The organism is Posidoniimonas corsicana, from assembly GCF_007859765.1.
GTDB classification, from domain to species: Bacteria; Planctomycetota; Planctomycetia; order Pirellulales; family Lacipirellulaceae; genus Posidoniimonas; species Posidoniimonas corsicana.
Genome location: NZ_SIHJ01000001.1, coordinates 1,785,853 through 1,798,672, shown reverse-complemented (window position 1 = coordinate 1,798,672; position 12,820 = coordinate 1,785,853). Strand labels below are relative to the sequence as shown.

Below are 12,820 nucleotides of genomic sequence, written 5' to 3'. Positions count from 1 at the left end.
CAGCAACAATCGGGCGCCGCAAACGAAAAAAGCCCACCCCTCGCGGGGTGGGCTCTTCGGTCGATCAGCGACGGCTGGCAGGTCGCCGTCGGGATCAATCGTCGTCGTCGACAAAGAACGAGCCGTTGTCGGCCACGCTGAACATCGGACGCCACGGGCTCTTGTACCAACGCTTGGCGGAGTGGCCGTAGTGCCACACCAGGTTCAGGCCCAGGTTCCAGCCTTCCTCCTCGGCCGCCGACTGGCCCGAGCCGCCCGGCGAGAGGTAGGTGAAGCCGGTCTGCAGCGACCACGTGTGGTTGAGCGGCGCGAAGATCTCGCCGCCGAAGATCCCGTAGCCGCCGCCGCCGCCCGCGTACAGGCTGAACTCGCCGCCGGCACAGGCGTGGTACTTCCAGAAGCCGAGGTACTGGTCGATCGGCTGGTAGGTGCGCGTCTGGCCCACGGTGCCGACCACGCCGGTCATCTCCTGGCTGTCGCTGCCGACGGCGAACTTGAAGCCCAGCTCGTGGCACTTCGGGTTGATCACGCTGATCTGGCCGCGGACCTGGTGGAAGCTGACCGACTCGATCCGCTCGTCACGCATCATGTCGTACACCACGCCGTACTGGAAACCAACCTTGTTGCGGCGGAACAGGCCCGCGGTCAGGAAGTGCTGCGTGTGCGAGTCGTCGTACAGCGGGTTCTCCGAGCTGCCGTGGAACTGGCTGCCGACCGCCTGGTAGCCCACCTGGTAGCCGAGGCCCGGCCAGGGGATCCAGGCCATCTTGCCGCCCAGGTTCAGGCCGCCGTGGATGCCGAAGTTGCCGCGGTCGCGGTACTCGTCCAGCGGCCCCTTGAAGCCGTGCACGCCGGTGAAGAACGTGAACTCCTTGATCGGCGGGATGTAGATGCACAGCGGGATGGCGCCGCGTTCGACGCAGTTGCCCAGCACCGGGTCGCAGCAGCCGCCGCCGCAACCCACCTCGCCGCAGCAGCAGTCGTCGGTGGGGTAGCCGCAGCTCGGCATGTCGCAGCAGCCGTCGACGCACCCGCACCCGGGCTCCACGAAGCCGCAGCCCGGTTCGGCGAACCCACAACCGGGGTCGCCGCAGCCGCAGGCACAGGACGAGTCGGAGAACATCTGCACGCCCGGGTCGTACGGCTCGGTCGATTCGTACACCGGCGCCGAGGCGCCGTCCGGTCGGGGCGCCATGATGCTCTCTTCGGCGGTCTGCATCACGCGGGCCGCGGTGCGGCGGGTGTGGCTGGCCTGCGAGACGTAGCCCACCTGGCCCTGCTGGCCGGTGGGTAGCTCGCGCGACGCCGCCTGCCGCTGGTTGGTGGCCGCGATCGGCGTGGCCTCGGCGGCCGGGAGCTGAGCCGGCTCCTGAGCGGACGCCCGCTTCGCCCGCTGGGCGATCGACGGCCGCTGGAAGCGGGCGGTCGAGCGGGCCGCGCCGGCCGACGACTCGGCGGCGACGCCCTGACCCTGGCCCTGCCACACGAGCTCGGCTCGGGCGGGCTGGATGCTAGCAAAGAGAACGATGAATGCTAAAGCGATTCGGGCACGCATGGTGATTCCTCGGGGACGGTCATGCGGCGATCGGACTGCGCAGCAGCTGCGTGTCGCGATGCGCCAGGCCCCCCTGGAACACTGCTTGGCATTGGTATCGACCCGGGCGTGGTCGGCCCTTTCCAAAAAGTCGTCGTAACCCAAAAAGTTTTCCAAACGCCCCCGTGCCGGCCGCGCGCGGCTGCTGGCGCCCGCGGGTCGACGCGTCGCCGCAATTCCGCCATATTGCCCGCTCCCCAGCGGCTTCCCCAACCTTACTCACAGCGGCGGCGACGATGGCAGACTTCGAGGTCCAAGGGCAGTTGGTCGATATCCCCGGGCGCCGCACGCGACCCGTGACCGTGCGGGTCGAGGGCGGCCGGATCGCCCAGATTACCGACACGCCCGACGCCCCGCCCACATACCTCATGCCTGGCTTTGTCGACGCGCACGTGCACGTGGAGAGCTCGATGCTCGTGCCGACCGAGTTCGCCCGGGCGGCGGTGGTGCACGGCACGGTGGCCACGGTGAGCGACCCGCACGAGATCGGCAACGTGCTGGGCGTGGCAGGCGTGCAGTACATGCTGGACAACGCGCAGCAGTCGCCGTTCAAGTTCTACTTCGGCGCCCCGAGCTGTGTGCCGGCCACCACCTTCGAGACCGCCGGCGCCGCGATCACGGTCGAGGAGGTGGAGCAGCTGCTCGACGACCCCCGCATCCCGTACCTCAGCGAGATGATGAACTTCCCGGGCGTGCTGAACGGCGACCCGGACTGCCTGGCGAAGATCGCCGCCGCCAAGTCCCGCGGCAAGCCGGTCGACGGGCACGCGCCCGGCCTCCGCGGCGACGACGCTGCGCGGTACATCGCCGCCGGCATCACCACCGACCACGAGTGCTTCACCAAGGAGGAGGCGCTCGACAAGCTGGCGGCCGGCTGCAAGATCTCGATCCGCGAGGGCTCCGCCGCCCGCAACTTCGACGCGCTCTACACGCTGATCGGCGAGCACCCCGGCATGACCATGCTCTGCAGCGACGACAAGCACCCCGACGAGCTGCTGCTGGGGCACATCAACAAGCTGGTCGCGCGGGCCGTGGCCGGCGGCGTGGACGCGTACGACGCGCTGCGTGCGGCCTGCGTGACCCCGGTCGAGCACTACTCGCTGGACTTGGGCCAGCTGCGCGTCGGCGACCCGGCGGACTTCATCGAGGTCGACTCGCTCACCACGTTCGGCGTGCTACGCACGTGGATCGACGGCGGGCTGGTCGCCCAGGCCGGTTCGACCAAGCTGCCGAGCCCGCCGGTGGAGGTCGTCAACCGGTTCGAGGCCCGCGAGGTGACGGCCGCCGAGCTGCGACTGCCCGCCGAGGGGGCCGCCATCCGCGTGATCGACGCCGTCGACGGGCAGCTCGTGACCGGCTGCGTCGAAGCGCCCGCCCGCGTGGTCGACGGCGCCGTGGTTTCCGACGCCGACTCGGACGTGCTGAAGATGGTGGTCGTGAACCGCTACGCCCGGGCCGACCCGGCGGTAGCGTTCGTGAAGAACTTTGGGCTCACGCGGGGCGCGATCGCCTCGAGCGTCGCGCACGACTCTCACAACGTGATCGCCGTGGGCGTCAGCGACGACGACCTCGCCGCGGCCATCAACCTGGTCATGCGGGACGGCGGCGGGCTGAGCGCCGCCTGCCTGGCGGACGACCAGCAGGCGTCGCAGCCGCTGCCGGTTGCCGGCCTGATGGCCACCGGCGACTGCCAGACGGTCGGCGAGGCCTACGGGCGGCTGGACGCGCTGGTGAAGTCGTGGGGGTCGCCGCTACGGGCGCCCTACATGACGCTCTCGTTCATGGCCCTGCTGGTCATCCCGGCGCTGAAGCTGAGCGACAAAGGCCTGTTCGACGGCGGACGGTTTGAGTTCACTCCCGTGTTCATCTGAGCCCAGCCGATTTGCCGCCGCCGACTCCCGCCGGGTATAACGGACCCGGCGGCCGACGCGCCGCCCACTCGATTCACGCAGGGGCGCACATGGCGGCACACACCATCGGCGGCTACGAGGTCGTCCACACCCTGGGCCAGGGCGCGGCGGGCGCTGTGCACCTGGTCCGCAGCGTCGAGTCGGGCGACAAGTACGCCATGAAGGTCCTCCACCCCGAGGAGGCCGAGAAGCCGTCGATCCAGAAACGCTTTGTCCGCGAGGCGGTCGTGCTGCAGAAGCTCGACCACCCGAACATCGTGCGGTTCGTTGAGTGCGGGATCGACGACGACGAGCTGTTCATCGTGATGGAGCTGGTCGAGTGCGGCTCGCTCAAGTCCGCGCTAAAGCATTACGGCAAGTTCCCCTGGCGGACCGCCGTGAAGGTGGCGGGGCAGGTCAGCGAGGGCCTGGCCCACGCGCACTCCCACGGCATCATCCACCGCGACCTGAAGCCTGCCAACGTGTTCCTGGCCAACGACGGCCGCGTCAAGATCGGCGACTTCGGCCTCGCCCGCGACCTCAACCGCCACCGCCTGACGCTCGAGGCGGCCGCCATCGGCACCTGCCGCTACATGGCGCCCGAGCAGATCCGCTGCGAGGACCCGCTGACCGGCAGCGTCGACCTCTACTCGCTGGGCGCCATCCTCTACCAGATGGTGGTCGGCGCGCCGATGTTCGACGGCTCGACGCACACCGAGGTGTTCGAGGCCCACCTCTCGGGCGAGCCGCCCCGCCTGGCCGAGCACAGCCAGGACTGCCCGCCCGAGCTGGACGCCCTGGTGGCGAGCCTGGTCGCGAAGGCCCCGGCCGGCCGGCCCAAGGACGCGCAGCAGGTGGCCGCGGCGCTGCTCGGCATCCTGCGGGCCGGGGGCGAGGGCGAGCAACGCGACCCGCGCCCCAAGCCTTCGGCGCCGGGCAAAGAGACCATCGACGAGCTCTCGATCGAGATGATCTCCGATTCCACAAAGTTTGACACCACGCTCTAATAGCCGCACCACCCGGGCGTTCGCCCCGGAAGCACCCCGGCTGCAAGGCTCCCCCATGACGCAGCGGCAGATCGGCGACTACGAATTGCTAGACAGGCTCGGCGAGGGCGCGGCGGGCGTCGCGTACCACGCGCGGCACGTCGAAACCGACCAGCGCGTGGCCCTCAAGCTGCTGGTCGACTCGGTGGCCTGCGAGGAGGAGATGCAGCAGCGGTTTGTCCGCGAGGCGACTGTCGCACAGAAGCTCGACCACCCCGGCATCGTCCACTTCCACGACTGCGGCATCCACGACGGGCAGATCTACTTCGCCATGGAGCTGGTCGACAGCGGCACGCTGGACGACGTGCTGGCCGACGGGGGGTCGCTCCCGTGGCGCGAGGCGTGCGAGGTCGCCGCCCAGACGTGCGACGCCCTCGCCCACGCGCACAGCCGCGGCGTCGTGCACCGCGACCTCAAGCCGGCCAACCTGTTCCTCACCGCCGACGGGCACGTGAAGGTGGGCGACTTCGGCCTCGCCCGCGACAACGAGCGCCACCGCCTGACCATCGCCGGGCAGACGGTCGGCACCTGCCGCTACATGGCCCCCGAACAGGTCCGCGGCGAGGACGAGCTGACCGGCGCCGTCGACATGTACGCGGTGGGGTGCCTGCTGCACATGATGACCACCAACGACTGCCCCTTCAGCGGCAACACGGTGGTCGAGATCTTCGAGCACCACCTGTTCACCGCGCCGCCAAGCCTCGCGCTGCGGTGCCCCAACTGCCCGCCGGCGCTAGAGGAACTGACCGGCCGGCTGCTTGCTAAGGACGCCGCCGACCGCCCCACCGCCGAGCAGGCCCGCGACGCGCTGCTCGCCATCGTCGAGGGACGCGACGTGCAACTGCCCGCCGCGGCGGCTGACGAACCCGCACCGCCAGAGCCGAATCTGACCGAACGGCTCAAGGCCAACGCCGCCCCAGAGGAGAAGAAGGTCTCCAGCGGCCGGCTGCTGGCCACCGCGGCCATCCTGGTTGTCGCGGCGGTCCTCGCCTTTGTCGCGTCGCGCGGCTGACCCCGCCCCGCTCCACGGCGCAGCACCTTAGCCCGCACCGCGGCGGCGCATGTAGTCGCGGACCTTCACCCGCAGCTCCTCGCTGGACCAGCCCTCCTTCTCCGCCTGCTTCAGGAACCGCAGCTGCAGCGGCCCGTCCAGTCGCGCCACCGCGGCGTGCGCGCTCCACGACTGCGACGCCAGCCGGTTGCGGATCGGCACTCGCCGCGCCACCGAGGCGTAGCGGTTGATCATCTCCGGCGAGATCGCGCCCTCGCACATCTGCGAGAAGGTCTCGCCGAAGCCGTCCTCGCCGGCGTTCAACAGGTCGCCGATCCACCACGGCCCGGCCCGTTGGCACCACAGCGCAAACTGCAGCGGACCCTTCCACGCGTCGAGCGAGGGCTTGCCAGTGATCCGCACGCCGACCGACGTGAAATCGAATGGGCCGACAGAGATCTTGGGCGGCGGCTTGGGGGTGTCGGACATGCGGTGGGGGGCGGACAGGTCGGGTGAGCAGTAGATTTTGCGTCGGGCGGGCAGATAATGGAAGGCTGATCCGACCGAGTAGCCAAGCAAGGTGATTATGTCGCTGCCCTCCTACGACTCCCGCGGCCCGTTCCCCCACACCCGCCTGCGGCGTCTGCGGCGCCACGCCTGGTCGCGGGACCTGGTGCGGGAACACCGGCTGAGCGCCGCCGACCTGATCTGGCCCGTGTTCGTCTGCGAGGGGTCGGGCCAACGCGAACCGATCGCCTCGATGCCCGGCGTCGAGCGGCTGAGCGTGGACCTGCTGCCGGCCGCGGCGGCCCGCGCCGCCGGGCTGGGCATCCCGGCGATCGCGATCTTCCCCGCCACGCCGCCCGACAAAAAAACCGACGACGCTCGCGAGGCGTTCAACGCCGAGAACCTGATCTGCCGCGCCACCCGCGCGGTGAAACAGGAAGTGGGCGACGCGCTGGGCGTGGTGGCCGACGTGGCGCTTGACCCGTACTCCAGCCACGGGCAGGACGGCCTGGTCGAGGACGGCTACGTGGTCAACGACGAGACCCTCGACGCGCTCACCCGCCAGGCGGTGGTCCAGGCCCAGGCGGGGTGCGACGTCATCGCGCCGAGCGACATGATGGACGGGCGGGTCGGCCGCATCCGCCACGCGCTCGACGAGGCGGGCTTCGACCGCGTGCTCATCATGTCGTACGCGGCCAAGTACGCCAGCGCGTTCTACGGGCCGTTCCGCGACGCCGTGGGCAGCGCCGGCGCACTCGGGACCGGCGACAAGCGGACCTACCAGATGGACCCCGCCAATACCGACGAAGCGCTGCACGAAGTGGCCCTCGACCTGGCCGAGGGCGCCGACATGGTGATGGTCAAGCCGGGCATGCCCTACCTGGATATCGTGTCGCGGGTCAAGCAGCAGTTCCGCGCGCCGACCTACGCTTACCAGGTGAGCGGCGAGTACGCGATGCTCTCCGCCGCGATCGGCAACGGCTGGCTCGACCGGCAGAAGGCGGTGCTCGAGAGCCTGGTCGCGTTCAAGCGGGCGGGGGCCGATGGCGTGCTCACCTACTTCGCGGTCGAAGCCGCCGAGTGGCTGCGCGAACACTAACGGCCGACCGCAACCCCAGCGCCGCCGCCCCGTGTGCGTGCGGCCGCCCGGCGTGCTACAATCGGGGTTCGCTTGTCTAAATTTTTGTTACCTTTTCCGTACTCCTCGCGCCCCGATCGCCCTATGCCTCGCTGCATTCGTCTCTTCTCTGTTGCCCTGCTCTGCCTGACCGCGGCCCCCACCCTCGCGGGCGAGGCGACGGCGGTCGTGAACGTGGATCAGGACGCCGGCAGGATCAACCGCCACATCTACGGCCACTTCGCGGAGCACCTGGGACGCTGCATCTACGACGGCATCTGGGTCGGCCCCGATTCGCCCATCCCCAACACCGACGGCGCCCGCAACGACGTCGTCACGGCGCTCAAGAACCTGAGCATCCCCAACCTGCGGTGGCCCGGCGGCTGCTTCGCCGACGACTACCACTGGCGTGACGGCATCGGCCCCCAGGACAAGCGCCCCAAGCGGATCAACATGCACTGGGGCCAGGTGATCGACACCAACGAGTTCGGCACGCACGAGTTCCTCAACCTGTGTGAGCTGCTCGACACCGAGCCCTACCTGGCCGGCAACGTCGGCAGCGGCACGCCCCAGGAGATGCGTGACTGGATCGAGTACATGACCTTCGACGGCGACAGCGAGCTGGCCAACCTGCGCCGCAAGAACGGCCGCGAAGAACCGTGGAAGGTGCCCTACTTCGGCGTCGGCAACGAGAACTGGGGCTGCGGCGGCAACATGCGGCCGGAGTACTACGCCGACCTCTACCGCCGCTACTCCACCTACTGCCGCAGCTTCAGCGGCAACCGCATGACGCTGGTCGCCTGCGGCGCCAACGGGCTCGACGCCAACTGGACCCGGGTGATGACCGAGCGGATCGGCCGCCGGATGCCGGCCATCTCGCTGCACTATTACACGGTCTACCCGGCGTGGGCGAACAAGACCGTCGCGACCGGCTTCGGCGAGGAAGAGTGGGCGGCGGTCCTCAGCGAGTGCCTGCGGATGCGCACCGCCATCGGCAACGCCGAGGCGTCGCTCGACAAGATCGACCCCCGCAACCGCATCGGCCTGTTCGTCGACGAGTGGGGCGCCTGGTACCAGAACGAGCCCGGCACGCCCGGCTACGCGCTCTACCAGCAGAACTCGCTCCGCGACGCGCTGCTGGCTGGCATCACGCTGCACATCTTCCACGAGCACAACGACCGCGTCCGCATGGCCAACATCGCCCAGGTGGTCAACGTGCTGCAGGCGATGATCCTCACCGAGGGCGACAAGATGCTGCCGACGCCCAGCTACCACCTGTTCGAGATGTACCGCGTCCACCAGGACGCCACGCGGCTGCCGCTGGACGTCGAGTCGCCCGAGTACGCCTTCGGCGACCACTCGCTGCCGGCGCTCAGCGTGTCGGCGTCGAAGAACGAGGCCGGCGAGGTCAATATCTCGATCGTCAACGCCCACGCCACCGAGGAGATGGACCTGAAGATCGACCTCAAGGGCTCCGAGGCCGAGTCGGTTACGGGTCGGATCCTCACCGCCAACCAGCTCGACGCGCACAACACGTTCGACGCGCCCAACTCGGTTGAGCCGTCCGGGTTCGACAACGCGAAGCTGTCCGGCGCCACGCTCGAGGCGGCGATCCCGGCGCACTCGGTCGTGGTGCTCACCCTCAAGTAGAACCCGCCGAGCGTGTGATGTCTCGATTCCTGGTTTCGATCGCCGCGGCCGCCCTCTGCCTGCAAGCCCTCCCCGCGCCCGCGGAAGAGGTGCTGCTGCTGCCGTACTTCGACAGCAACGGCGAGAACGGCGTGTTCCTCGCCTGGAGCGCCGACGGCGTCAGCTTTTCGCCGGTCAACGAGCGCCGCCCGATCTTCAAACCGCCGCAGTGGCGGGGGCAGAACCTAACCCGCGACCCCTCCATCATCTGGCACGACGGTCGGTTCCACATGGTGTGGACATCGCACTGGACCGGGCGGTGGTTTGGGTACGCCAGCTCGCCGGACCTGAAGGACTGGTCGAAGCCGCAGCAGGTCCAGCCATTCCCCGACGGCGAAGAGCAGCCCAAGAACATCTGGGCGCCCGAGATCTTCCACGACCACATCGCTGGGGACTTCAAGATCGTCTGGTCCTCGACGCTCCCTAGCGAGCTGAGCGACGACGACCACAGCGTCGACTCGCACGGCCACGACCACCGGATGTACTACACCGCAACCAAGGACTTCCGGTCGTTCAGCCCGCCCGAGCCGATCACCGTCGACCGCGACAAGAGCGTCATTGACGCGTACGTGGCCTGGGACCAGCAGGGCGAACGCTGGGTGATGGTCTACAAGAATGAGTACCCGATCGCCGACGGCGGCAAGAACCTGGTGCTGGCGTTCTCGCCGCCGAAGATCTCGCCGCGGAGCTTCACCAGCACCACCGAGCCGATCGTCGGCCCCGGGGCGCCGATCGCTCCCGAGGCGATGGTCGAAGGACCCTCGCTGGTGCGTTGGCAGGACCGCTGGCTGCTCTACTGGGACAGCTACATCCTCCGGCATTACGCGATGGCGAGCTCCACCGACCTCGAGCAGTGGCAGGACCACACGCGAGAGCTCAAGATGCCGGTAGAGCGGCCCCGCCACGGCACCGTGTTCGCCGCTGAGCGGTCGGCGATCGGCTGGCCGTTGCCGCCTGGCGAGTAGCCCGCCGCCACGGCTAAACGCACGACGGTTTTTGCCCACCCCACGCGTTTCGCGTATGCTCAGTTAGAGCACGCCCCGCCTTCCTGGACGGTATGATCCCCCCCCCCACCCCAACGGCGCCCAAGCCTTCGCCCCGGCCCGCTAGCCGCCCCCGCAACCGCTGGGGCTGGCGATTGGCGGCTGTCGCTGCGTTGTCGACATCCGCCGCGGGTGCGGCAGCTGCCGAGCCGGACGGCCCCGTCCAGTTCAATCGGGACGTCCGGCCCATCCTGGTGTCGAACTGCCTGAGCTGCCACGGCGGTGTGAAGCAGCAGGGCGGGATCTCGTTCGTGTACGCCGACCAGGTGCTGCCGCCCGACGGCTGGGCGGTCGAGCCGGGCGACCCCGACGCCTCGCCGCTGATCGAGCGCGTCGAGATGGACGACCCAGACCTGCGGATGCCGCCCCCCGAACACGGGCCGCCGCTGACGCCCCGCGAAGTGGACGTGCTGCGTCGGTGGATCGCCGAGGGCGCGTCGTGGCAGGACCACTGGGCGTTCGAGCCGCCCGTGGAGCCCCCGCTCCCCGGAGTCAATGACCAGCAGTGGCCGCGCGAGGACCTCGACCGCTACGTGCTGGCGCGGCGGGAGCAGGAGGGGCTCGCCTCGACGCCCGACGCGCCGCCGTACCGCTGGCTGCGGAGGGCGAGCCTCGACCTGACCGGCCTCCCCCCGACGCCCGCCCAGCGGCGGCGGTTCCTGTCCGAGCTGGAGTCCGACGGCGAGGCCGCGTACCAGCAGGCCGCCGACCGGCTGCTCGCCTCCCCCCACTACGGCGAGCGTTGGGCCAGCGTCTGGCTCGACCAGGTCCGCTACGCCGACTCGATGGGGCTCGGCCTCGACTCGCCGCGGTCGGTGTGGCAGTACCGCGACTGGGTGATCCGGTCGCTCAACGCGGACCTGCCGTACGACCAGTTCACCGTCAAACAGATCGCCGGCGACCTGCTCCCCGGCCGCGACCCGGACAACCTGGTCGCCACCGCCTGCCAGCGGCTCACCCAGTCGAACGAGGAGGGCGGAACCGACGACGAGGAGTTCCGCGTCGCCGCGGTGCTGGACCGCGTGAACACCACCTGGCAAGCGTGGCAGGGCATGACCTTCGGCTGCGTCCAGTGCCACAGCCACCCGTATGAGCCGTTCCGCCACGAGGACTACTACCGGTTCACGGCGTTCTTCAACAACACCGCCGACTCCGACCTGGACGACGACGCGCCCACCTACCGCGCGCCCAACGACCCGGCCGACAACAAGCAGGCCGAGCAGCTCGACGAAGAGATCCGTTCGCTCGGCGAGCAGATCTGGGCCGCCGGCCACGAGCTGCTATCCGACGAACAGGCGTGGCGTCCGCTCACCGGCCTTACCGCCAGCGCCAACAACGCCACCAGGCTGCAGGTCGAACGCGCCGGCGACCACGACGAGTTCTTCACCGTGGGAACCATCGAACGCGGCGCCCGGTTCACCCTCGAAGCCCCGCTGCCTGCCGACCTGCAGCCGCTCACCGCCATCCGTGGCGTGGTGCTGCCCGGCGCGCCAGAAACCGCCCGCGCAGACTCCGAGTGGGGGTTCGTCTGGTCGCGTGTCGAGGCCGAGCTGGTCGTGCCATCGGACGAGGGCGAGCAGGTTTCGCCGCTGAAGATCGCCCGGATCATCGGCGACGAGCCGCACCCGCTCTTCTCGCCGCAGGCGAGCCTCGACAAACGCTCCAGGCGTGGCTTCTCCGCCCTGTCGCGCATCTACCACCCGCGGAGCGCGGCGTTGGTGCTGGAGCAGCCGGCGGAGGTTCCGCCGGGCGCCCGGCTGCGGCTGCGGATCGCGCACGACGTGCAGATGGTCGGCGCGTTCAGCCTGGTAAGTCGGCGCGGCCACCTGGCGGTGAGCGACCGGCCCGGGTTCACCGCCCTGCTCACCGCCCCCGCGCTGGCCGAGCAGCGGCGCCGGCTCGGCCAACTCACGAAGCAGCGGCGGGCGATCCCCTCCACCGCTACCCCGGTGATGCAGGAGCGGCCCGCCCACCTTGCCCGCGAGTCGCACGTGTTCGAGCGTGGTCTGTTCCTCGACAAGGGGCCGTTGGTCACCCCCGGCGTCCCCGAGTCGATGCCCGAGCTGCCCGCCGGGCGGCCGGCGGACCGGCTCGCACTTGCCCAGTGGCTGGCTTCGCCGGACAACCCACTGACGGCGCGGGTCGCCGTGAACCGCGTGTGGGCCCGTGTGTTCGGCGCCGGGCTGGTGGAGACCGAAGAGGACTTCGGCTCGTCGGGCGAGCCCCCGTCGCACCCGCAGCTCCTCGATTACCTCGCGCTCCGCTTCCAGGGCGAGCACGGCTGGCGATTCAAGCCGCTGCTCCGCGAGCTGATCCTCTCCAGCACGTACCGGCAGAGCGAGGTCGCCACGCCGGCCGCCAAGGCGGCCGACCCCGCCAACCGCCTGCTGAGCCGGGGGCCCCGCGTCAGGCTCCCCTCCGAGGCGGTCCGCGACCAGGCGCTCGCGCTGGCCGGGCTGCTGTCCGACCAGATGTACGGCCCGCCCGTCCGCCCGCCGCTGCCCGAGGGCGTGTGGCGGCCGTTCGCCGCCGGCGACAAGTGGCCCGCCCCCGAGCCGGGCAGTCCGCAGCGGTACCGCCGGTCGATCTACACGTACACCAAGCGGAGCATCCCGTTCCCGACCTTCGCCACCTTCGACCAGCCGTCCCGCGAGTTCTGCGCGCCGCGTCGGCTGCGGTCCAACACGCCGCTGCAGGCGCTCGAGGTGCTCAACAGCGAGGCGTTCCACGAGTGCTCCGTGGCGCTCGCGGAACGCATGGCCGGCCGCGGCGAGGACCCGCGCGAGCAGGTGCGGTGGGGCTTCGAGCTGGTCACCTGCCGCCCGCCCACCGACAGCGAGTCGGACGTGCTGGTCGAGCTCTTCGAGCACCCGGACGGCGGCGGACAGGCGGTCGCGGCGGCCCTATTAAACCTGGATGAGGTCCTGATGAAGTAGCCGCGACA

9 protein-coding genes are annotated in these 12,820 nt (G+C 70.0%); 7 read left to right on the top strand and 2 right to left on the bottom strand.

Features of this window, described 5'->3' with window-relative positions; genetic code table 11:
- Positions 1–94 precede the first annotated feature (94 nt).
- Entirely contained in the window at positions 95–1,555 is a 1,461-nt protein-coding gene (locus KOR34_RS06940) for a DUF6666 family protein (RefSeq protein ID WP_146563441.1), read from the bottom strand.
- Between the two features lie 275 nt (positions 1,556–1,830).
- Here KOR34_RS06940 and ade point away from each other — a divergent pair, with 275 nt between their 5' ends.
- The 3 genes from ade to KOR34_RS06925 all read left to right on the top strand — a co-directional run bounded on the left by ade (position 1,831) and on the right by KOR34_RS06925 (position 5,541).
- Positions 1,831–3,465: an adenine deaminase gene (ade, locus tag KOR34_RS06935; protein WP_146563439.1), complete on the top strand. Its 1,635-nt coding sequence runs from the start codon at positions 1,831–1,833 to the stop codon at positions 3,463–3,465.
- Positions 3,466–3,554: 89 nt separating this feature from the next.
- On the top strand, positions 3,555–4,490 hold the full coding sequence (locus KOR34_RS06930) for a serine/threonine protein kinase (protein WP_146563437.1): 936 nt from the start codon (positions 3,555–3,557) through the stop codon (positions 4,488–4,490).
- Positions 4,491–4,545: 55 nt separating this feature from the next.
- Positions 4,546–5,541, top strand: a complete 996-nt coding sequence (locus KOR34_RS06925) for a serine/threonine-protein kinase (protein ID WP_146563435.1) — start codon at positions 4,546–4,548, stop codon at positions 5,539–5,541.
- Between the two features lie 27 nt (positions 5,542–5,568).
- On the opposite strand, the gene KOR34_RS06920 is transcribed toward KOR34_RS06925, so the two are convergent.
- Entirely contained in the window at positions 5,569–6,009 is a 441-nt protein-coding gene (locus KOR34_RS06920; protein WP_146563433.1) for a DUF1016 domain-containing protein, read from the bottom strand.
- 97 nt (positions 6,010–6,106) lie between these two features.
- Between KOR34_RS06920 and hemB the strand changes: the two genes are divergently transcribed.
- The 4 genes from hemB (at position 6,107) to KOR34_RS06900 (ending at position 12,812) form a co-directional block, all read left to right on the top strand.
- Entirely contained in the window at positions 6,107–7,126 is a 1,020-nt protein-coding gene (hemB, locus tag KOR34_RS06915; RefSeq protein ID WP_146563431.1) for a porphobilinogen synthase, read from the top strand.
- 123 nt (positions 7,127–7,249) lie between these two features.
- Positions 7,250–8,794, top strand: coding sequence for an alpha-N-arabinofuranosidase (locus tag KOR34_RS06910; protein ID WP_146563430.1), 1,545 nt, complete (start codon positions 7,250–7,252; stop codon positions 8,792–8,794).
- 17 nt (positions 8,795–8,811) lie between these two features.
- Positions 8,812–9,798: a family 43 glycosylhydrolase gene (locus KOR34_RS06905; protein WP_146563428.1), complete on the top strand. Its 987-nt coding sequence runs from the start codon at positions 8,812–8,814 to the stop codon at positions 9,796–9,798.
- A 92-nt stretch (positions 9,799–9,890) separates the two neighbouring features.
- On the top strand, positions 9,891–12,812 hold the full coding sequence (locus KOR34_RS06900; protein WP_146563427.1) for a PSD1 and planctomycete cytochrome C domain-containing protein: 2,922 nt from the start codon (positions 9,891–9,893) through the stop codon (positions 12,810–12,812).
- Positions 12,813–12,820: the final 8 nt, after the last annotated feature.

Coding starts and splice junctions, on each gene's coding strand:
- KOR34_RS06900 (WP_146563427.1), top strand. CDS start 9,891: ATGATCCCCCCCCCCACCCCAACGGCGCCCAAGCCTTCGCCCCGGCCC.
- KOR34_RS06930 (WP_146563437.1), top strand. CDS start 3,555: ATGGCGGCACACACCATCGGCGGCTACGAGGTCGTCCACACCCTGGGC.
- KOR34_RS06910 (WP_146563430.1), top strand. CDS start 7,250: ATGCCTCGCTGCATTCGTCTCTTCTCTGTTGCCCTGCTCTGCCTGACC.
- ade (WP_146563439.1), top strand. CDS start 1,831: ATGGCAGACTTCGAGGTCCAAGGGCAGTTGGTCGATATCCCCGGGCGC.
- KOR34_RS06940 (WP_146563441.1), bottom strand. CDS start 1,555: ATGCGTGCCCGAATCGCTTTAGCATTCATCGTTCTCTTTGCTAGCATC.
- KOR34_RS06925 (WP_146563435.1), top strand. CDS start 4,546: ATGACGCAGCGGCAGATCGGCGACTACGAATTGCTAGACAGGCTCGGC.
- hemB (WP_146563431.1), top strand. CDS start 6,107: ATGTCGCTGCCCTCCTACGACTCCCGCGGCCCGTTCCCCCACACCCGC.
- KOR34_RS06905 (WP_146563428.1), top strand. CDS start 8,812: ATGTCTCGATTCCTGGTTTCGATCGCCGCGGCCGCCCTCTGCCTGCAA.
- KOR34_RS06920 (WP_146563433.1), bottom strand. CDS start 6,009: ATGTCCGACACCCCCAAGCCGCCGCCCAAGATCTCTGTCGGCCCATTC.